We start from the raw sequence: 20,383 nt of genomic DNA, 5'->3' as shown, positions 1-20,383 counted from the left end.
ACACCTTCTTTTAGTTGAATTAAAGTTTCACTTGATAGTTTTAGTGTGGAGCCTCTCCATTATTCTTCTTTTTTGATAGAGCATTCGTCCTGTTTCACCTATATCATTAATCATCGATCGGTTAATAAAAGCACCGAACACCATTCCAGCTACAGGAACCAATTGAAATAGCTTTTTCCAGCCAAACTGATCACGATATGTGTAGATCACCTCACGCCAGCCCTGGAGCTGTGACATCATCGCCTGGTGATGTTCATCACGATGGTAAAAATCACTAAGCTCATCTAATATTGCCTGCTTGCCGACAATGTCTGCTGAAGAGAATTGTAGACATTTTACAATAAAGATTCGTTCGAGCTTATCTTTTGGGTCATACCCATATGTAATGGCGATCTCTTGTAGGGTTTTAAGAGATAACCCTAATAAAACAGGAATGTCGACAGCTAATGTAAATATCCCACCAAATCCAGTTGTCGCGCCTTGTACCGTAGCAATCTTTTGACGGCTCTGTGTAATTTCCTCGCTAACCTTATTCATTGTAGCAAGTGGAATCGAAGCGATTTCCTCTATATTCGTAGGGAAATAAGAAGGTGAACTTTTTACATATCTCTTAAAGATTTGCTCTTCATTCACTAAATACTGTCCACCTGTCTGAACATATTGACCCAACTCATCCAATAATATGCTGATTTTCTTTTGGATAAATGAAGGAGTCATCTTATCAAGGAGCTTAAATGGAATCCTACCGATTCGCTCCCATAAAAAAAGCCCTTTTTGTTCATTTTCCCATGATGTAATACTAGCAAGTGAAGCTTGTAATTCTTCCATTGTTTCCATCTTTCATTCTCCTAACATTCAAATTTAATATTTAATCGGACACGGGCTTCTGTATTTTATTTTGCACTTCTATAGCTGGTTTTATAAAGGCTCTTTTCTAGTTGCACAAAACAACAGTCTATTTGCAACCAGTCTTTATAAAAAACTTGCACTTTAGATTTGATAGATCGTTTTTTTTCGGATATAAAGATACAATAGTGCTTAGTATGAATATTAGACTAAAGGATTGAGTATTAGAATGGCAATTGATTTTTTTGAACCAATTAAACTTTCTATCCAAGTGGCCATACTTGCGAGCTTGATTGTACTTTTCTTGGGAATCAGTATTGGGAAATGGATGGCTCGGAAAAAGTTCAAAGGCAAGATGATTATCGAAACTATTTTACTATTACCGTTGGTTTTGCCTCCTTCTGTTGTAGGGTTTATTCTTCTTATACTATTGGGGGCAAACAGCCCAGTCGGAATATGGTTTGAATGGCTGTTTAACCAACCGATTGTATTTACTTGGTGGGCAGCTGTCATTGCTTCTACAGTTGTAGCCTTTCCACTCATGTACCAAGCAGTAAAAACTGGATTTGAAGAGGTGGATGGAAACATTGAGGATGCGGCTCGAGTAGATGGTGCATCCGAACGTGATGTGTTATTTAAAATAACAATTCCATTAGCAAGAAGAGCCATTATTTCTGGTGGAATCTTAAGCTTCGCTAGGGCATTAGGCGAATTTGGTGCAACTTTAATGATTGCAGGGAATATTCCTGGGAAAACGCAAACCATGCCCACAGCCATATATATTGCAATGGATATGGGGAATGAACGCTTAGCGTGGGCATGGGTTCTGATCATGATATTCTTGTCTTTTATTATGCTTGCAGTCGTGCATTCTTTACGAAAAGATTAATGACAAAAATTGTCGATTATATGCACAAAAACAGATGGTAATCATGTAAAAAAATGCTAAAATAGAGATGAATTATTTATTTTGTTTTTTCACCAGGAGGAACTCTATGGAAGTGTTTGTGGCAAGGCAGCCTATACTTGATACAAATGAACAGTTATTTGGTTACGAATTGTTATATAGAAACGGTCAAGTAGACTTCTATAACCATTTAGATGGGGATAAAGCTACGATTGATGTGTTAATAAACAGCTTTGTTTCAATTGGTGTAGACAATCTGGCAAATGAAAAAAAGTGTTTTATCAATTTTACTGAGAATCTATTATTACAAGGATTTCCAGCTCATTTTCCGGCAGAATATGTAGTGATTGAAATATTAGAAAATATTAATCCAACAAAAGAGATCATAAATGCGATTTCTGAATTTAAAAAATTAGGTTATACGATTGCCCTCGATGATTTTGTTTATGAGGATCAATATAAAGAATTAGTAAAGCTAGCTGATATCATTAAAGTTGAATATCCTAAGACAACAGCCGAACAGCATTTAAAGCTTTTGCGAATTGCCAAGGAGTTTAATATTAAACTATTAGCGGAAAAGGTTGAAACAAGGGAAGAGTTTAATATAGCTGTAAAATTAGGTTATCACTACTTCCAAGGGTATTTTTTTAGCAAGCCTATGATTGTTAAAGCAACAGATATCCCTTCCTATTCACATGTCTATCTGGAAATTATCCAAGAAATCAGTAAGCCGACACCGGATATTGAAATGATTACTAGATTAGTAGAACGAGATTTATCGTTATCTTATAAACTATTAAAGCTAATCAACTCAGCAGGGTTTCAGTTGAGAAATAAGATTACTTCATTAAAGCAGGCCATTGTATTACTGGGCTTAAAGGAAGTCCAAAAGTGGACATCGATTATTTCATTATCTAGTGCGGGAAGAGAAATCCCCTTCCAAGCAATTGAATTATGCTTATCAAGAGCAAAAATGGGAGAGTTGCTTGCAGTACATTTGAAAAAAGATCAATCGGAATTCTTTTTATTAGGGATGTTTTCACTTATTGATACCATTTTACAGCGACCGATGGAGGAAGCGGTGAATGTATTACCATTTTCAGAGGAATTAAAGGAAGCTTTACTGGGTGCGGACAATCTTTATGGTAATACCCTTCTTTTAATGAAGTCCTTAGAAATTGGAGACTGGGTTACTTTTTCCGCAATAAGTACCAAAATCGGTATACCTGAGGAAGAAATTATGAACTGTTACTCAAAAGCTTTTGAATGGTCAACCTATATTGTTGAACTTGTTTAAGCAGCATAAACGGTAAACTCAAGAAGTGCTAACTAGCATTTCTTTTTTTTTTTTTTTGAAAATTCTTTTTAATTATAGATATGGACTTTTATGAAAGTTAGAGTAAATGATAGAAAAATTAAGAAAATGAAAGTTTTTATTAGATGATGTACGCTTACATGGACATTTGATAATTCGTAAGGGTGTGATAAGATTTTGATGTTAAAAACGGCCCTGACTTTCATGAGAGTTGAAAGTCAATAATAAATTTATAATAGGAGAAAGAGGTGCAGTTTTGAATTTACAACAACTAAAAACTGAATGGTTTGGAAATATCCGTGGGGATATTCTAGCAGGGATCGTTGTGGCATTGGCTCTAATCCCAGAGGCAATCGCATTCTCAATTATCGCAGGTGTTGACCCAATGGTAGGTCTTTATGCTTCCTTTTGTATTGCTGTCGTTATTGCTTTTGTAGGCGGAAGACCTGCTATGATATCAGCTGCCACAGGTGCGATGGCGCTATTAATGATTACCCTTGTTAGAGACCATGGATTGGAGTATTTATTTGCAGCGACTATCTTAACAGGAGTCCTTCAAATTATTTTTGGTCTGCTTAAACTGGCTAGATTTATGAAATTTATTCCGCGTTCCGTAATGGTAGGGTTTGTTAATGCGCTTGCGATTTTAATTTTCACTTCGCAGTTACAGCATTTTGTGGGAGAAGGAATTGCCATGTATGCAATGGTAGCGGGGGCTCTTGCGATTATTTATCTGCTACCAAGAATTACAAAAGTAGTACCATCACCACTAGTAGCGATTGTTGTGATTACAATTATTGCTATATACACAGGTAGTGGAGTTCGTACAGTAGGAGATATGGGTGAGTTAACTCAAGCTTTACCGTTTTTCGGTATTCCCAATATTCCTTTCACATTTGAAACATTAGTGATTATTTTCCCTTACGCTCTAGCTTTAACTATGGTTGGTTTGCTGGAATCTTTATTAACAGCTACGATTGTTGATGATATGACAGACACTACAAGTGATAAGAACATGGAGAGCCGTGGTCAAGGGATTGCGAACATTGTGGCTGGATTCTTTGGTGGTATGGCTGGATGTGCAATGATTGGCCAGTCTGTGATTAACGTAAAGTCAGGCGCTAGAGGTAGATTATCAGCTTTAGTTGCAGGTGTGTTCTTAATGTTCCTAATCTTAGTATTAGGAAATGTCGTAATCCAAATTCCAATGGCCGCTTTAGTAGGTGTCATGATCATGGTTTCCATTGGTACATTTGACTGGTCTTCTCTTAAGAATTTAAATAGAGTACCAGTAACGGATTCCATAGTTATGGTGGTCACGGTGGTAACAGTAGTTTTCACCCATGACTTATCAAAGGGTGTATTCGCTGGAATTATATTAAGTGCCATCTTCTTTGTTGCGAAAATATCAAAGGTACATGTTTCCAGCTCGTTTGATCATGTATTAAATAAAAAGACTTATAGAATAAGAGGGCAAGTATTCTTCGCATCTGTAACCGATCTTGTTGAGTGCTTTGATTTGAAAGAAGAAGTACAAAAGGTTGAAATTGACTTCTCGCAGGCCCATGTCTGGGATGATTCAGCGGTTGCAGCTATCGATAAAATTGTTATTAAACTAAGAGAAAATAATACTGCAGTTACGATCATTGGCTTGAATGAGCATAGCTCTACGCTAGTGGACCGTTTAGCTGTTCACAATAAGCCAGGCGCCAAGTTGTCTGGACATTAATAGATTGTGTGGAACTCCCATCCCTTGTGGATGGGGGTTTTTCTGTTTTAGGGAGTATGAGTATTGGTTTTTCCTCTCTACCTCCGGCTTGCTTTGTCCTTCATCTGCCTCATGAAGGACATTTACTCTCTACCTCCGGCTTGCTTTGTCCTTCATCTGCCTCATGAAGGACATTTCCTCTCTACCTCTTGCTTGTTTTGTCCTTCATCTGCCTCATGAAGGACATTTCCTCTCTACTTCTGGTTTGCTTTGTCCTTCATCTGCTTCATGAAGGACATTTCCTCTCTACTTCTGGTTTGCTTTGTCCTTCATCTGCTTCATGAAGGACATTTCCTCTCTACCTCTGGCTTGCTTTGTCCTTCATCTGCCTCATGAAGGACATTTCCTCATGAGTGCTGATTCTCTTGAGTTCGTGCTGGTATTGGGATTAGTGCAATTCTTCATGTATATCAACAGCCTGAAACTTAGGTGAAAATCCGGCTTCTAGGATTCTTACGCAAAACAACAATCTATACAAAACCAGCATTTATTAAAAACAGCTACCATTTCATTCCAAAAAGTTATACATTTAAGTAGGGAGTGATGAAATTGAAATATATTCTAATTTCATTATTAATAATTAGTCAGCTGGCTGGATTTTTCTTTCTTGTTCAGCAGCAGTTTGTTACGGCCATTATTTGTTTTATTCTAAATGGATTAGCACTGGTACTCTTATTAATCACACTAATTCGAGACCGTGTGAAGGAAAAAAAAGAGGAGGAAGACAATGATTATCGCGACTACTGAGTTTGTACCTGGTAAGGAAGTTAAGGAGTATATTGGTTTTGTTAAGGGGAGTACTGTTCAATCCAAGCATATTGGGAAAGATTTATTGGCTGGCCTTAAGACAATTGTAGGTGGAGAAATTAAAGAGTACACAGAGATGATGGAAGAGGCAAGAAAAAATGCAATTGGGAGAATGGTAAGGGATGCAGAGGCGAAGGGTGCAAATGCAATTATTGCGATGAGACTAGAAACCTCTGCTGTCATGACCAATGCTTCTGAAATTATCGCATACGGGACAGCAGTTATTGTCGATTAAAAATCAAGTGAGTAGTTGTTGACAAATATTTGTAACATGTTATGATGATTACGAAAATAACATAATCGAATGATTTCACTAGGGGAGCCTTTAAAAGGCTGAGATTAAAGTTTCACTTTAAGACCCTTTGAACCTGATCTGGTTTATACCAGCGTAGGGAAGTGGAGGTTGGAATCTTTATTCCTTTCTAACTACAAAACCACTTTTCTTATGAAAAGTGGTTTTTTTGCATTTATGCATTCACTATACCTCTAACCTAGTGGAAAAGTTCAAGAAAATGGAGGGGAAGTATGAAATTTACTGAGCAATTAAGGAAAGATGCAGACGCGATTTGGGAAGCAAGCTTTCATCACCCGTTTGTAACAGGGATAGCGGATGGAAGTCTGCCCTTAGAATGTTTTAGGTTTTATGTTTTACAGGATTCCTATTATTTAACGCATTTTTCAAAGGTTCAGGCACTAGGTGCATCAAAAGCATTAGACCTACATACGACATCTAGATTTGCGGCACATTCACAGGGGACATATGAGGCAGAACTTCAGCTGCATGAGAATTTCTCTAAAAGAATGGGAATAACAGAGGAGGAAAGACAATCCTTTCAACCAGCCCCTACTGCTTATGCCTACACATCACATATGTACCGTGCAGGTTATGGTCATCTAGGAGATATTCTATCTGCTATTCTACCTTGCTACTGGCTTTATTATGAAATTGGAGAAAGGTTACAAGGAGCAACTCCTGCAGAACCAATCTACCAGGATTGGATCGCTGCATATGGCGGCGAATGGTTCAGAGAGTTAGTAGAAGAACAGATTAATAGATTAGATGAAATAGCCAAATGCTTAACTGAGGCGGACCTTAAACGAATGAGAGAAAACTTCCTAATTAGCAGCCAATACGAGCTTTCTTTCTGGGAAATGGCCTACAAACAAGAAAAATGGCCAGTAACCGAAACAGCAAACGTTTAGGGGATAATTAAGGAAAGACAGATTCTTGTAAGTTTTGCTTATGTAAAAAATCAAACTGATTATTAGCACTGTTGATTGAAGTGGAAGGATGCGAGACTCCTGAGGGAGAAGCCGTTCAGGTGAGACCCCACAGGCAAAGCCGAGGAGGCTTAATGGAACTTCTGCTAAGGTCGCTCACGTCCTGTGAGCAACGCAGAAGCCAGCACATCCTGTGCAAGTGCGGAAAGCGAGTGTCCTGTAACGAAAATCAACAACTTAATTTAAAAGAGCTAGCTTTTAAAATACAGGCCAAAAACGGCCAATAACTTGAACCAACTCGGAGGGAATACCTATGTCAAAAGGATTAAAGCTTACAGATATATTAGTAACAGTTATCATTGCGATTGTATTTGGTGTTGTTTATAAACTATGGAGTCCTATTTATGCAGCTGTTGCTCCATTAGGTCTTCATGTGGATCAACTTCTTTATGGAATGTGGTTTATTGCGGCTACTGTTGCGTTCTTGATTATTAGAAAACCTGGAGTGGCCTTTCTAGCAGAAGTTGCAGCAGCATCTGGTGAATTTTTAATGGGATCTGAATGGGGACTTGAAGTATTAATTTATGGAGTATTCCAGGGTCTTGGTGCAGAGCTTATTTTCATGTTATTCCTTTACAAGCGCTTTGATCTATTAGTAGTAAGTTTGGCTGCTGTTGCTTCAACGGTTGGATCGTTAATTATGGACTTCTATAAAGGATATATTGGAGACCTAGCTCTTTGGAACTTAAGCCTGTATATGGGTGCAAGAACCATCGGTGCAATTTTAATAGCGGGAGTATTTGCTTATTTCCTAGTGAAAGCATTAGAAAAGACAGGGGTAACCAACTTGGTTAGATCAGCCGATCAAGCAGATTACGACGCATTGAATCAATAGGTTGTGTCAAAGTACAGTGTTGATTATTAGCAGGGTTGATTGAAGTGGAAGGACGCGAGACTCCTGCGGGAGAAGCGTGGTGAAGGAGACCCCGCAGGCGTGAAGCGCCGAGGAGGCTCCCGAACCCGCCCGTGGAAAGCGAGTGTCCTGGAACGGAAATCAACAACAAACTTTAACATAGCCAATCAATAAAGGATAGGTGACGTATGAAGCCTTGTATGAAACTTGAGAATCTACGACTGAAATTTCCAAAAGAGAAAGACTTGCTATTTAAAGATTTAAATATAGAGATTAACAAGGGGGAGAAGGTACTCCTCCTTGGCCCTTCTGGGTGCGGAAAGTCTACCTTATTGCAGGTATTGGCGGGAATCATTCCTAGGTCCATAGAGGTGCCAATGAAAGCTGACACCATTGAATTACCAGTCTCTTCAGGGTATGTCTTTCAAGACCCAGATAGTCAGTTCTGTATGCCTTATGTTGATGAAGAAATTGCATTTGTACTAGAAAATCTACAAGTACCAAGAGATCAAATGAAGCAACAAATCACCACATATCTTGAGAAGGTTGGTTTAAAACTAGCTGATTTGCATACGAATATACAGACCCTTTCAGGTGGCCAAAAGCAAAGGTTGGCGATTGCTTCCATATTAGCCCTTGAACCAGATGTGCTATTTCTTGATGAACCTACAGCCATGCTTGATCCTGAGGGGACAATAGATGTATGGAACACCATCGAACATTTGATGGATGATCAAACATTAGTAATAGTTGAGCATAAAATTGAGCATGTAATGAGATTAATAGATCGAGTGATTGTGTTTAATCACGATGGTGCAATTATTGCCGATGGAGAGAAAGAGGTGATTCTCCACACTCATTTGCCTCTACTCCGAAGTCATGGTATTTGGTACCCAGGAGTTTGGGACGAATACATGGATATTCATCCTAGAACGCATACAGAGGAGAAAATTATTCAATCTTCTCCTATTATTTCCTTAACAGATTTCGAGGTGCATAGAAAGAAGAAGGCTGTTGTTAGTGTACCTTTTGTTCAAGTTCATTCACATGAGTGGATTGCGATTGTTGGTGAAAATGGAGCTGGGAAAAGTAGTTTACTCCAGGGCTTGATGCAATTAGTTGAGACCAAGGGGAAGTATCTCCTTAATGAGAAGAACGTGGATAAAAAAAGAGAACTGTTTCTAGACCTTGCCTTTGTTTTTCAAAATCCAGAATTTCAATTTGTCACCAACTCCGTTTATGACGAATTGGCTCATTCACTTAAATTGTTTGAAACAAAAGAATCGTTAATACAACAAAAGGTTGATGAAATGTTGCATCGTTTTTCACTTACAGAGCATCAAGAGAAGCATCCTTATCAATTATCAATGGGGCAGAAAAGAAGATTAAGTGTTGCTTCATCCATTATGCAAAACCAAAGGATTCTTCTACTAGATGAGCCTACCTTTGGTCAGGATAGTAAAAATACCTTTGCCCTTTTAGAGTATTTAGAGGAGGAGCGGCGAAAAGGAAATACCATCCTGATGATTACCCATGATGAAAAGATTGTGGAGCAATTTGCAACAAGAAAGTGGGTCATTTCTAAGGGACAATTAGTTGAGGACCACATAGTTAGTGAGCTAGACCAAGCAAAACTATTAAATGTATAAAATAGGGTGAAGTCGATGAAGGAAACCTGGATGTATCAGATTAATCCTACATTAAAATTAGCAGGTTTAATCTTATTGTTTATTGTCATTTTAACGATCCATAACATTAATATCCTTTTAAATTTAACGTTTATCGTTTGTGTAATATTTTTCTTGTTTAATGGTTTTCCATTGAAGAAAGTAGCACTATTGCTACTTCCATTTATTTTAGTCTTTATTTCAACATCGTCCTCTATGATTTTTTTTGGTAAGGGCGATACGACTTGGTTTAAGTGGGGACTTATTCATATTACAGAAGAAAGCTTTTATAGAGGGCTTCATGTTGGCTTTAGGGCCATTACTTTTGCATTTTTAGGGTTATTATTTACGTTAACCACAAAGCCAGTCCTTTTGTTTTACTCACTCATGCAGCAAGCAAAGCTTAAGCCTAAGTATGCATATAGCTTTTTGGCTGGTTATCGTTTAATTCCGATTATGTTTGAGGAGTTTAAGGTCATTCATCAGGCCTTAAAGGTGAGGGGAATGAACCGAAAGAAGGGAATATCTTCAATTCCAACAAAGCTTAAAGCGTATTGTATTCCACTATTGTCTCAAAGTATCAGAAGGGCACATCGGATTGGGGTAGCCATGGAAGCAAAGAAATTCAGTTCTACAGGTACTCGAACCTATTATTACCGAGTAGGATTTTCTGTAAAGGATGTTTATTTTATCGGACTTCTAATTGTTCTTTGTTTAGTCTCCTATTCAATAGGAAGCAATTACCCTTATTTTGCAATCGATGATGTAAGATATCAATAGGCTCTTTGCTAATAACAACATATCAATAAAAAGGAGTTTAGGTTTTGGACTTACACCTACTATCCAATGGTAAAATGTCACTAAAGGAGTTTTCAGAGATTGCTAAAAAGGTAGATTCTTATGTGGATTTCTTTCATATAAGAGAAAAGCAAAAATCTGCTAAAGAATTGTATGAGGGTGTTCAATCCTTGCTCGATAAAGGGATTGATTCAAAAAAAATATTTATGAACGACCGGGTAGATGTTGCTGTCGCATTAGGGTTGAGAGGAGTCCAACTTGCTTACCATAGTTTACCTTTAGAGGTTGTGAGGAAAGAGTTTCCAACCTTAGCAGTAGGATGCTCGGTCCATTCTCAATCAGAAATTAGGGCTGCTGAACAGGGCGGAGCAAGCTTTGCGGTCTATGGACATATATTCCCAACAAACTCAAAGCCCAATTTAATGCCTAGAGGTTTAGAGGAACTTAAAACTATTTGTAGTACTACCCAACTACCGATCATTGCAATCGGTGGGATTACACCGGAAAACACACTAGATGTATTACGGAATGGTGCAAACGGGATTGCGGTAATATCAGGAATACTACAGCAACGAGACCCGGTTTATGCAGCCGAACAATTTAAAGAGCAAATGTTTAAATGGGAGGAGGAGCAGCATGAAAAAACATTATGACACCATTGTTGTAGGCGGTGGGATTATTGGGCACTCTGTTGCCTATTCTCTATTAAAAAGAGGCCATACTGTTCTCGTTATAGAAAAAGGAGAGATCAACCGAAAGGCTACAAGTGCAGCAGCAGGAATGCTTGCCGCACAAGCAGAGGTGACAGAACCAGGCCCTCTTTTTGACCTAGCACGAGAAAGTAGAAATATGTTTCCAGCACTGAATGAAGAATTACAGGATAGAGCTGGCATTGATATTGAGCTGATTCAACAAGGTCTTCTAACTGTGGCTTATACTGATGAAAAAGTAAAAGAACTGAAGAACACCATTGCTTTTCAGCAAAGTGTTGGTGAGGAAGCGTATTGGTTAACACAAGAGCAGGTCTTAATGGCTGAACCTCACGTATCCAAGCAGGTATTGGGTGCTATGTTTGCACCAAAGGATGGTCAGGTTTCTGCCTATAAGCTGGCAACCGGTTTTGCAAGAGCTTCAAGCAACTTAGGTGGTCAACTACTCGAATTTACGGATGTTACAGGATTTATTATTGATCGTGGAGAAGTACAAGGAGTAAAGACGTTACAAGCTGAATACTACAGTAAGAATGTAGTCGTAGCCGGAGGAGCTTGGTCCACGCATGTACTTGAACAAACAGGTGTCGACCTTGGGATGTATCCGGTCAAAGGAGAATGTTTATCTGTACTAACTCGTCAAAATCTTGTTACTAAGACGATTTTCTCGGATGAGTGCTATATTGTTCCTAAGAAGGAAGGACGTCTTTTCATTGGTGCTACTATGGTTCCTCATTCATTTGATGAAAAGGTAACGATTGAAGGTGTTTCTAAGTTACTTGACCGTGCAATTCATTTAGTACCAGCATTACAGGATGCTGAATGGGAGAAAGCTTGGACAGGTATTCGGCCTCAAACGAGAGATGGCTATCCTTACTTAGGAAAGCATCCAAGTCTATCTGGGCTATATGTAGCTACAGGTCATTATCGAAATGGAATTTTACTAAGTCCGATCACTGGTGAGACGATTGCAGACATGATAGAAGAAAAACCACTATCTGAAAGTGCATGTGCATTTTCTTTAGAGCTAGGAACTAGGAGGGGCCATTATGAAGCTTCGTATAAACGGTGAGACCGTTGAAGTACCAGCTGAATTAAAAACGATTGCTAATTTATTGGAGCATTTTCAGCTTCATGAAAAGGTTGTGATTGTTGAGCACAACCAAGTAATTTTAGAAAAAACAACTCATCAGCTTGTTGGAATCTCTGATGGGGACCAAATTGAAATTGTACATTTTGTAGGAGGCGGATGATATGTTAAAAATTGGACCATATTCTTTTCAATCACGTTTATTATTAGGGACTGGGAAGTATCCTAATTATGATATTCAAAAGGAAGCAGTTGACGTTTCAGAAGCTGAAATTTTAACGTTTGCTGTAAGAAGAATGAATATTTTTGAACCTAACCAACCGAATTTTTTAGAAAAGCTTGATACGAAAAAATTCACATTGCTACCTAACACTGCTGGGGCTAAGACAGCAGAGGAGGCGGTACGTATTGCAAAACTCGCGAAAGCTTCAGGACTTTGTGACATGATCAAGGTAGAAGTAATTGGTGATTTTACAACACTTTTACCTGATCCATTTGAAACATATAAGGCGTGTGAAACACTGCTAGAAGAAGGATTTATCGTTTTACCGTATATTTCAGATGATGTATTATTAGCGAAAAGACTACAAGAGCTGGGCGTACATGCTGTTATGCCTGGAGCGTCCCCAATTGGTTCAGGCCAAGGAATTGTAAATCCATTAAACATCAGCCTCATCGTGGAGCAAGCAGAAGTACCAGTCATTGTGGATGCTGGAATCGGTTCACCAGCTGATGCAGCATTGGCGATGGAGCTGGGTGCTGATGGTGTCCTTCTGAATACAGCCGTTTCAGCAGCAAAGGATCCTGTTAAAATGGCTAAAGCAATGAAGTTAGCAATTGAAGCAGGAAGATTTGGTTATGAAGCGGGACGAATTCCTAAGAAAAGGTATGCAACAGCAAGTAGCCCAATGGAAGGATTGAGCACTGTTTGAGTGAACGATATTCAAGACAAGAGTTATTCGCTCCAATTGGAGTAGAAGGCCAAAAAAAGATAAATGAAAAGCATGTGTTAATAATAGGCGCAGGTGCATTAGGAAGTGCAAATGCTGAAAGCTTAGTTCGTGCTGGAGTTGGTAAGGTTACTCTTGTCGACCGGGACTATGTAGATTGGAGCAATCTACAAAGGCAGCAGCTCTATACAGAAAAGGACGCAACGGAACGATTGCCTAAGGCAATTGCGGCTAAACAGCGTCTTACGGAGATTAATAGTGAAGTAGAAATAGAAGCGATTGTCGCGGATGCAAGTGTAACTGAGCTTGAAAAGCTTATAAAAAATGTCAGTGTGATTATTGATGCTACAGACAATTTTGATATCCGGTTAATTTTAAATGATCTTTCTCAGAAATATGAAATCCCGTGGGTTTATGGAGCTTGTGTAGGGAGTTATGGAATTAGCTATACGATTTTACCAGGACAAACGCCATGCTTACATTGCTTATTAGAAAGAGTGCCAATGGGTGGGATGACTTGTGATACAGTCGGAATTATAAGCCCGGCAGTTGGAATGGTTGTTGCCTATCAAACGGCAGAGGTGTTAAAGATTCTTGTTGAGGATTACGAGCATGTTCGAAAGAAGCTTGTGACCTTCGATTTGTGGACGAATCAGTCCACCGCTATCTCAGTGGATAAGTTAAAACGCCCTGGCTGTCTTTCATGTGGTGAGCAACCAACTTATCCGTTTCTATCCTATGAAAATCAGTTGAAAACAGCTGTTTTATGTGGAAGAGATACGGTACAGATTCGACCACAAGAGGGGTCTGTAAGAGATCTAGCACAGGTTGAGAAGCAACTTTTGGCAACAGGTGGAAAAGTAGAGCGAAACCCATTCCTTCTATCCTTTGATACAGGACATCATCGTCTTGTTATTTTTCAGGATGGGCGCGTACTCATTCACGGTACAAAAGATATTACTGAGGCAAAAGGGATCTATCATCGTTATTTAGGGTAGGGTGAGAAGATGGAGACATATAAGGCATTAACCATTGCTGGTTCAGACAGTGGTGGGGGAGCAGGAATACAAGCAGATATAAAGACTTTTCAGGAGTTAAAGGTTTATGGAATGACAGCTATAACCGCAATAACGGCTCAGAACACACTAGGTGTACAGGATGTTTTTCCATTACCGGTTGAAACAATTTTAAATCAATTAAAGTCGATTTCAGAGGATTTACGACCACATGCTTTAAAAACAGGAATGTTATTTAGTAGTGAGCTAATTGAGGCTGTTTCAGATGCGGTTAAGTTATACCATTGGGGTAACTTAGTGGTGGATCCAGTCATGATCGCCAAGGGAGGAGCACGTCTTTTACAAAGTGAGGCTGTTGAATCTGTGAAGAAGAAGCTTCTCCCAATAGCGACAGTTGTAACACCGAATATACCTGAAGCAGAAGTACTTACAGGTAAACAAATTTATACTCTTGAAGATCGAAAGGAAGCTGCAAAAATCTTGATTGATCTAGGAGTAGAAACAGTCGTCATCAAAGGTGGACATGGGAACGAGGAAATGGCAGTTGATTTATATTATAACGGTAAAAGTTTTGAACTTTTGAGTACACCAAGGATTCAAACGAAAAATACCCATGGTACAGGCTGCACGTTTTCAGCTGCTATTGCTGCCCATCTTGCCAAAGGAGCCTCTGTATTTGAAGCCGTTCAGCAAGCAAAATCCTATATTCAGCTTGCGATCACACATGATTTACAGCTTGGTGGTGGTCATGGCCCAACGAATCACTGGGCTCACCGTCAAGAAGGGACAATATTACGATGAATATAAGAGAAAAGCTAGGTTTATATCTTGTAATGGGAAGCACTAATTGTGAGCAGGATCCTGCTTTTGTATTAGAACAATCGATACTTGGTGGAGTGACGATGTTTCAGCTCCGTGAAAAAGGAGAAGGCTCATTTCTTGGAGAACAAAAGCTTATATTTGCGAAGCAGCTTCAAGCCATATGCAAGCGTTATGATGTGCCGTTTATCGTAAATGATGATGTCGATTTAGCATTGGAAATCAATGCTGACGGAATCCATATTGGTCAGGAAGACGAATCTGTTGAAACGGTTAAGAAGAGAATGGGTAAGAAAATACTTGGTGTATCTTGTCACAATTTACATGAGGCAGAACAAGCTATTCAACATGGAGTAGACTATATTGGGGTAGGACCAATGTACCCTACTACAACTAAGCTAGATACTAGAAATGTGGTTGGCCCTGAACTCATACTAAGCTTAAGAGAAGCAAGTATTTCCATTCCCATGGTTGGGATCGGTGGAATTAACGAAAAAAATGCAAAACCTATATTCGAAGCTGGTGCAGACGGAGTTGCGATCATATCAGCGATTAGTAAGGCGAATGATCCGAAGCGGGTAGCAGAATTAGTAAGAGGGACTTTCTCATTGTAGAGAGTCCTTTCTTTCGTTTATGCCATCTTTTTAGTATTTATATATTTTGTAACTAATATCTTTTTAAGAATCATACCTAATATAAAACCAAGGAATATCGCTAGTATAGGTGTGAAAATCGGGCCAAAGGTGATTGAGAATATGGGTCTATTTGAGTAAATAACACCGATTGTTGTAATATAGGCTGCGAAAGAAAAGGGAATGGATTCGAACGGTAGGTTAGCAATTTTTGCCTTTCTTTTGGCAGAAATATAGGCATCCCACATTGCAAAAACATACAAACAAGGATAAAACATTATCCACCGGTAATCAACAGTTTGGATGGCTTGGGTGATATTCCCTTGAAAGCTATAAACAATAGCTAAATTGATTCCACCTTGGAGGTTTATTAAAAACTCTAAAAATACAAGGATGATTGCTTTTACGTAGTCTCTATTTAATATCTGTCCGAATCCAGGCAAGGCAATACTCCAGAAGATCATCTCTATAGGAGTAGTTATTCGTTTTGTATCCTCCATCACCTTACACACCCTTTTCCTCTGCGTATTATATAAAGTGGTCAAAAACACTGAAAAATATATATTTAAAATAGATGTTTTCTTAGATAAAAGTTTGTAAATATATGTATAAATATTTAAAAAGGATTGACACCAAATAGAGGACGGTGTTAAGCTTTTTCGGTGGATAAAGAAAAATTTGGAAGGAGTGGTTACGATGATTAAGCATTTTTTACGTTTTGTAAATAAAATCCTATATGATCACGTGGCCATCTCAAACGTATAAACTAACCAAATTAGTCTGAGCGTAGGTCATATCAATGACTTGCGCCTTTTTCTATTAAAGGCACATTTCTAATTATTGAATGTGCCTTTTTGTATGTTAATTATTGGTAAAAAATGGTTAAATCTATTTTTTATAAATCAATCATCCTTAAGGAGGAAATGAAAATGAAGAAGGTAGAAATTTTGTTAATTTGTTATGCAGGAGAGAAGGATAGTGGATAAATATACCCGGTTTTCTTGGAAGAGAGAGGAGTGTAAACGATGTTTTCAGTGTTAAAAAAATTAAGTTGGTTTTTTAAAGAATATTGGAAGCGTTATGTGCTTGCCATTTGCTTATTAATTTTTGTAGGAATTCTTGAAGTAATTCCTCCAAGACTAATAGGTGTTGCTATTGACGCCATCCATGTTGGTTCATTAACGAAAAATCAATTACTAGAATATATCATCTTTTTATTAGCATTAACGATCATCATATACGGTTTGACTTATGTTTGGATGTATAAGCTGTTTGGCGGTTCATTTATTGTGGAACGACTTTTACGTTCGAAATTGATGAATCACCTTATAAAAATGACTCCAACATTCTTTGAAAGAAACCGAACGGGTGATTTAATGGCCCGAGCAACAAATGACCTAAAGGCAATTTCACAAACAGCTGGCTTTGGAATTTTAACCCTAGTGGATTCATTTGTGTTTATGTTCATCATTATTATCACGATGGGTGTACTCATTAGTTGGAAGCTTACCCTTGCAGCGTTGCTTCCACTTCCGATTATGGCGATTGCGATTAATGTATATGGTAAAAAAATTCACAAGCGTTTTACAGTCGCGCAGGATGCGTTCGGTGATATGAATGACCATGTGTTAGAGTCGATTGCTGGAGTAAGAGTAATCCGAGCATACGTGCAGGAAAAAGCGGATGAAAAGAGGTTCCATACTTTAACAGAGGATGTATTTAGTAAGAATGTGGATGTAGCAAAGATTGATGCACTTTTTGAACCAACTATAAAAATACTAGTTGGTTTAAGTTACTTAATTGGTCTAGGGTACGGTGCATATTTGGTATTTCATCAGACTGTGACACTTGGGGAACTTGTTTCATTTAATGTTTATTTAGGTATGTTAATTTGGCCAATGTTTGCAATCGGTGAACTGATTAATATCATGCAACGTGGGAATGCCTCTTTGGATCGGGTCCAAGAGACATTATCTTATCAGCAGGATGTTGCAAATCACCAAGAACTAATCCATGTTGAGTATCCAGAGGAAATTGAATTTAAGAATGTAACCTTTCAATATCCCTCATCTACAGTACCTAATCTGATTGACATGAACGTTTATATCAAACGAGGGCAGACAATTGGAGTTGTCGGAAAGACGGGGAGTGGAAAAACTACCTTTATCAGGCAACTGCTCCGCGAATATCCAATCGGTACAGGAGAAATCCTTGTCTCTGGTGTGCCAATTGAAAGGATTCCAATTGAGGATATTCAAAGCTGGGTTGGTTATGTCCCGCAACAGCATATTCTCTTTTCAAGATCTGTATATGATAATATTACTTTCGGTAAAAGTAATAGCAGTGAACAGCAAGTATTAGCAGCGATTGAGCAGGCTGCTTTCACAAAAGATCTAGAGATGCTTCCAGAGGGACTAAATACACTTGTCGGAGAAAAAGGTGTAGCCTTATCTGGTGGACAGAAGCAAAGGATTTCCATTGCAAGAGCCTTACTCATTAATCCGGAAATATTAATTCTAGATGATTCCTTATCAGCTGTTGATGCCAAAACAGAGGCTGCAATTATTGAAAATATTCAAACGGAACGAGAGGGAAAAACAACTCTTATTACAACCCACCGTCTATCTGGTATCCAGCATGCGGATTGGATTATTGTGTTGGATGAAGGAAGAATTATTGAAGAAGGTACTCATGATACCTTAGTTAAACAAGATGGTTGGTATAAACAACAATTTATACGCCAGCAGGTAGAAGAAACTATTAAAGATCAGGGGGTTAGTATATGAGTATAAAGCAACGTTTATTCCAATACGCCCTCCAATTCAAAAAGACGATTATTATAGCGTTAATCATGCTTTCGCTTGCAGTAGCAGCAGAGCTTGCTGGACCTTTTATTGCCAAGCAAATCATTGATAAGCATATAATGGGTATTGAAAAACCATGGTTTGAGACAACAGTAAATAGCAGTAAGACTGTTTCCTATAATGGGAAGTTGTATAAACGTGAGGATTACTTTACAGAAGGTGAACGAAAAGGGAATGAGGTTAGACTGCTTCAGGCTGACCGGAGCTATTACTTCGTTCCTTCAGGTATTGAGTTTGATGGAGAAAGATCGTTTGAGCAAGGAATCTTAACCATTAAAAGAGGAGAAAACGAAGCAACATATCCAGCAGAGAAACTTGCTTCAGATGAGTTACTAGCCTTCTATACACCAGAGGTAAATCCGATTCTATGGCTAATTGGTGGATATTTTATACTTATTGTTATATCGGCTATTTTCCAATATGGTCAAAGGCTATTATTACAAATCTCTGCTAATCGAATCATACAGAAAATGCGAAAAGATGTCTTTCAGCAAATCCAGCGCTTGCCGATCAATTACTTTGATAATCTTCCGGCGGGGAAAATCGTTTCTAGAGTAACGAATGATACTGAGGTAATCAGAGATTTATTTGTAACGGTGTTATCAACCTTTTTTACAAGTATCATTTACATCACTGGTATTTTCATTGCCTTGTTTTTATTAGATGTCAAGCTAGCGGCGGTTTGCTTAATACTAGTCCCAATCCTAATTGTTTGGATTATTGTCTACCGCAAATATGCATCTAAATTTAATCATGTGATCAGGTCAACGTTAAGCGATATTAATGGAACGATAAATGAATCAATCCAAGGTATGACGATTATTCAAGCATTTAAACGTCAAAAAGAAACGAGAACAGAGTTTGAGGAGCTTAACACAAATTACTTCAAGTACCAAAATAAACTTTTAAGTTTAAATGCGATGACTTCACACAACCTTGTGTCTGTGTTGAGAAATCTAGCTTTTGTCGCGTTAATTTGGTATTTCGGTGGGGCATCTCTACAAATTGGAACCGTTCTTTCACTAGGTGTGCTATATGCCTTTGTTGATTATTTGAACCGTCTATTTCAGCCGATTACAGGCATGGTGAATCAACTTGCACTCCTCGAGCAGGCTTTAGTAGCATCTGAACGTGTATTTGAACTATTAGATGAAGTTGGAGTTGATGTAACCGAACAGGCAATACCAAGGTATAAGGGGAATGTGTCATTTGAACAAGTGACGTTTGGTTATAAAGAAGATGAGCCAGTTCTAAAGAATATTACATTTGAAGCGAACCAAGGAGAAACAGTGGCGCTTGTTGGGCACACTGGTTCTGGAAAAAGCTCGATTATGAATTTATTGTTCCGCTTCTATGATATAAAAGAAGGAAAAATAGAAATAGACGGACAAGATATAAACAAGTTTTCAAAACAACAGCTTCGTAAGCATATGGGAATTGTGCTACAGGATCCATTCCTGTTTACGGGAACGATTGCAAGTAATGTGAATTTAGAGGTCGACACAATCTCGCGAGAAACTGTGATGAAAGCATTAAAGGATGTAGGAGCTACTAGGTTTATTGAGAAATTACCAAAACAATATGATGAGCCTGTTTTAGAGAAAGGAAGTACACTTTCAGCAGGTGAACGCCAGTTAATTTCCTTTGCAAGGGCACTTGTATTTGATCCGGCTATATTAATTCTCGATGAAGCCACTGCCTCTATTGACACAGAAACAGAAGCACTTATTCAAGAAGCACTCGAAGTGTTGAAAAAAGGAAGAACAACCTTTATTATTGCCCACCGCTTATCAACAATCAAAAGTGCTGACCAGATCCTTGTCCTAGATAAAGGAGAGATTGTGGAAAAAGGGAATCATGATGAATTGATGAAAAAAGGTGGACGTTATTATCAAATGTATAAGCTTCAACAAGGGTCAAATCCTGCTGTATAGGTTTTTGATTTTAAATTACTAGCTAGGTGATGAAATGAAGTAAGGATAAACAAAGAAATAATAAAAGCACAGAGGGTTCAGTAGGAACTCTCTGTTTTTTTATAGCTTAGGAAATTATAAAATGTA

20 protein-coding genes and 1 riboswitch are annotated in these 20,383 nt (G+C 38.4%); of the genes, 18 read left to right on the top strand and 2 right to left on the bottom strand.

The window, feature by feature from the left end; genetic code table 11:
• Positions 1–27 precede the first annotated feature (27 nt).
• Positions 28–837, bottom strand: a complete 810-nt coding sequence (locus M1D60_RS17385; RefSeq protein WP_456276092.1) for an EcsC family protein — start codon at positions 835–837, stop codon at positions 28–30.
• Between the two features lie 238 nt (positions 838–1,075).
• Here M1D60_RS17385 and modB point away from each other — a divergent pair, with 238 nt between their 5' ends.
• The 16 genes from modB to thiE all read left to right on the top strand — a co-directional run bounded on the left by modB (position 1,076) and on the right by thiE (position 15,441).
• Positions 1,076–1,735: a molybdate ABC transporter permease subunit gene (gene modB, locus M1D60_RS17380; protein ID WP_456276091.1), complete on the top strand. Its 660-nt coding sequence runs from the start codon at positions 1,076–1,078 to the stop codon at positions 1,733–1,735.
• 106 nt (positions 1,736–1,841) lie between these two features.
• Complete coding sequence (locus M1D60_RS17375) at positions 1,842–3,050, top strand: EAL and HDOD domain-containing protein (RefSeq protein ID WP_456276090.1); 1,209 nt, start codon at positions 1,842–1,844, stop codon at positions 3,048–3,050.
• A gap of 274 nt (positions 3,051–3,324) precedes the next feature.
• A complete protein-coding gene (locus tag M1D60_RS17370) occupies positions 3,325–4,797 on the top strand; it encodes a SulP family inorganic anion transporter (protein ID WP_456276089.1) in 1,473 nt (490 codons plus the stop codon).
• A 588-nt stretch (positions 4,798–5,385) separates the two neighbouring features.
• Positions 5,386–5,583: a hypothetical protein gene (locus M1D60_RS17365; RefSeq protein WP_456276088.1), complete on the top strand. Its 198-nt coding sequence runs from the start codon at positions 5,386–5,388 to the stop codon at positions 5,581–5,583.
• On the top strand, positions 5,564–5,878 hold the full coding sequence (locus M1D60_RS17360) for a YbjQ family protein (RefSeq protein WP_456276087.1): 315 nt from the start codon (positions 5,564–5,566) through the stop codon (positions 5,876–5,878). Before M1D60_RS17365 ends, M1D60_RS17360 begins: the two co-directional genes overlap by 20 nt.
• A 70-nt stretch (positions 5,879–5,948) precedes the next feature.
• A riboswitch (TPP riboswitch) is annotated at positions 5,949–6,055 on the top strand.
• A 113-nt stretch (positions 6,056–6,168) separates the two neighbouring features.
• Positions 6,169–6,846 (top strand): thiaminase II, encoded by a 678-nt coding sequence (gene tenA / locus M1D60_RS17355; protein WP_456276086.1) that lies wholly within the window; start codon positions 6,169–6,171, stop codon positions 6,844–6,846.
• 331 nt (positions 6,847–7,177) lie between these two features.
• On the top strand, positions 7,178–7,759 hold the full coding sequence (locus tag M1D60_RS17350; RefSeq protein WP_456276085.1) for an ECF transporter S component: 582 nt from the start codon (positions 7,178–7,180) through the stop codon (positions 7,757–7,759).
• A gap of 206 nt (positions 7,760–7,965) precedes the next feature.
• Positions 7,966–9,426: an ABC transporter ATP-binding protein gene (locus tag M1D60_RS17345; protein WP_456276084.1), complete on the top strand. Its 1,461-nt coding sequence runs from the start codon at positions 7,966–7,968 to the stop codon at positions 9,424–9,426.
• 15 nt (positions 9,427–9,441) lie between these two features.
• Entirely contained in the window at positions 9,442–10,224 is a 783-nt protein-coding gene (locus M1D60_RS17340) for an energy-coupling factor transporter transmembrane component T family protein (RefSeq protein ID WP_456276083.1), read from the top strand.
• 44 nt (positions 10,225–10,268) lie between these two features.
• A complete protein-coding gene (gene tenI / locus M1D60_RS17335) occupies positions 10,269–10,895 on the top strand; it encodes a thiazole tautomerase TenI (RefSeq protein ID WP_456276082.1) in 627 nt (208 codons plus the stop codon).
• Positions 10,879–12,024, top strand: coding sequence for a glycine oxidase ThiO (gene thiO / locus M1D60_RS17330; RefSeq protein WP_456276081.1), 1,146 nt, complete (start codon positions 10,879–10,881; stop codon positions 12,022–12,024). The genes tenI and thiO overlap by 17 nt, the downstream gene beginning before the upstream one ends.
• The gene (thiS, locus tag M1D60_RS17325) at positions 12,002–12,205 is read left to right on the top strand and encodes a sulfur carrier protein ThiS (RefSeq protein WP_456276080.1); all 204 of its coding nucleotides are present in this window, start codon (positions 12,002–12,004) and stop codon (positions 12,203–12,205) included. The genes thiO and thiS overlap by 23 nt, the downstream gene beginning before the upstream one ends.
• 1 nt (position 12,206) lies before the next feature.
• The gene (locus tag M1D60_RS17320) at positions 12,207–12,974 is read left to right on the top strand and encodes a thiazole synthase (protein ID WP_456276079.1); all 768 of its coding nucleotides are present in this window, start codon (positions 12,207–12,209) and stop codon (positions 12,972–12,974) included.
• On the top strand, positions 12,971–13,990 hold the full coding sequence (locus M1D60_RS17315) for a thiazole biosynthesis adenylyltransferase ThiF (protein WP_456276078.1): 1,020 nt from the start codon (positions 12,971–12,973) through the stop codon (positions 13,988–13,990). Before M1D60_RS17320 ends, M1D60_RS17315 begins: the two co-directional genes overlap by 4 nt.
• A 9-nt stretch (positions 13,991–13,999) precedes the next feature.
• Entirely contained in the window at positions 14,000–14,809 is an 810-nt protein-coding gene (gene thiD / locus M1D60_RS17310) for a bifunctional hydroxymethylpyrimidine kinase/phosphomethylpyrimidine kinase (protein ID WP_456276077.1), read from the top strand.
• Positions 14,806–15,441 carry a thiamine phosphate synthase gene (gene thiE, locus M1D60_RS17305; protein WP_456276076.1) on the top strand — a complete coding sequence of 212 codons (636 nt, stop codon included), beginning with the start codon at positions 14,806–14,808 and terminating at the stop codon, positions 15,439–15,441. Before thiD ends, thiE begins: the two co-directional genes overlap by 4 nt.
• 17 nt (positions 15,442–15,458) lie before the next feature.
• Here the strand turns inward: thiE and M1D60_RS17300 are convergent, their stop codons facing one another.
• Positions 15,459–15,959, bottom strand: a complete 501-nt coding sequence (locus tag M1D60_RS17300) for a hypothetical protein (protein WP_456276075.1) — start codon at positions 15,957–15,959, stop codon at positions 15,459–15,461.
• A 525-nt stretch (positions 15,960–16,484) separates the two neighbouring features.
• On the opposite strand from M1D60_RS17300, the gene M1D60_RS17295 reads away from it, so the two are divergent.
• Together M1D60_RS17295 and M1D60_RS17290 are read left to right on the top strand one after the other, a co-directional pair.
• Positions 16,485–18,245, top strand: a complete 1,761-nt coding sequence (locus M1D60_RS17295; RefSeq protein WP_456276074.1) for an ABC transporter ATP-binding protein — start codon at positions 16,485–16,487, stop codon at positions 18,243–18,245.
• Entirely contained in the window at positions 18,242–20,257 is a 2,016-nt protein-coding gene (locus tag M1D60_RS17290; protein ID WP_456276073.1) for an ABC transporter ATP-binding protein, read from the top strand. The genes M1D60_RS17295 and M1D60_RS17290 overlap by 4 nt, the downstream gene beginning before the upstream one ends.
• Positions 20,258–20,383: the final 126 nt, after the last annotated feature.

This window comes from Bacillus sp. AK128 (assembly GCF_053903075.1).
The sequence above is the reverse complement of the archived record's forward strand: the minus strand, read 5'-3'. Positions and strand labels throughout refer to the sequence as shown.

Bases quoted from the DNA above. Each gene is read 5' to 3' on its own strand.
- thiE (WP_456276076.1), top strand. From the start codon at position 14,806: ATGAATATAAGAGAAAAGCTAGGTTTATATCTTGTAATGGGAAGCACT.
- M1D60_RS17385 (WP_456276092.1), bottom strand. From the start codon at position 837: ATGGAAACAATGGAAGAATTACAAGCTTCACTTGCTAGTATTACATCA.
- M1D60_RS17300 (WP_456276075.1), bottom strand. From the start codon at position 15,959: ATGGAGGATACAAAACGAATAACTACTCCTATAGAGATGATCTTCTGG.
- M1D60_RS17375 (WP_456276090.1), top strand. From the start codon at position 1,842: ATGGAAGTGTTTGTGGCAAGGCAGCCTATACTTGATACAAATGAACAG.
- M1D60_RS17340 (WP_456276083.1), top strand. From the start codon at position 9,442: ATGAAGGAAACCTGGATGTATCAGATTAATCCTACATTAAAATTAGCA.
- M1D60_RS17360 (WP_456276087.1), top strand. From the start codon at position 5,564: ATGATTATCGCGACTACTGAGTTTGTACCTGGTAAGGAAGTTAAGGAG.
- thiO (WP_456276081.1), top strand. From the start codon at position 10,879: ATGAAAAAACATTATGACACCATTGTTGTAGGCGGTGGGATTATTGGG.
- thiD (WP_456276077.1), top strand. From the start codon at position 14,000: ATGGAGACATATAAGGCATTAACCATTGCTGGTTCAGACAGTGGTGGG.
- modB (WP_456276091.1), top strand. From the start codon at position 1,076: ATGGCAATTGATTTTTTTGAACCAATTAAACTTTCTATCCAAGTGGCC.
- M1D60_RS17295 (WP_456276074.1), top strand. From the start codon at position 16,485: ATGTTTTCAGTGTTAAAAAAATTAAGTTGGTTTTTTAAAGAATATTGG.
- thiS (WP_456276080.1), top strand. From the start codon at position 12,002: ATGAAGCTTCGTATAAACGGTGAGACCGTTGAAGTACCAGCTGAATTA.
- M1D60_RS17320 (WP_456276079.1), top strand. From the start codon at position 12,207: ATGTTAAAAATTGGACCATATTCTTTTCAATCACGTTTATTATTAGGG.
- M1D60_RS17290 (WP_456276073.1), top strand. From the start codon at position 18,242: ATGAGTATAAAGCAACGTTTATTCCAATACGCCCTCCAATTCAAAAAG.
- M1D60_RS17345 (WP_456276084.1), top strand. From the start codon at position 7,966: ATGAAGCCTTGTATGAAACTTGAGAATCTACGACTGAAATTTCCAAAA.
- tenA (WP_456276086.1), top strand. From the start codon at position 6,169: ATGAAATTTACTGAGCAATTAAGGAAAGATGCAGACGCGATTTGGGAA.
- M1D60_RS17350 (WP_456276085.1), top strand. From the start codon at position 7,178: ATGTCAAAAGGATTAAAGCTTACAGATATATTAGTAACAGTTATCATT.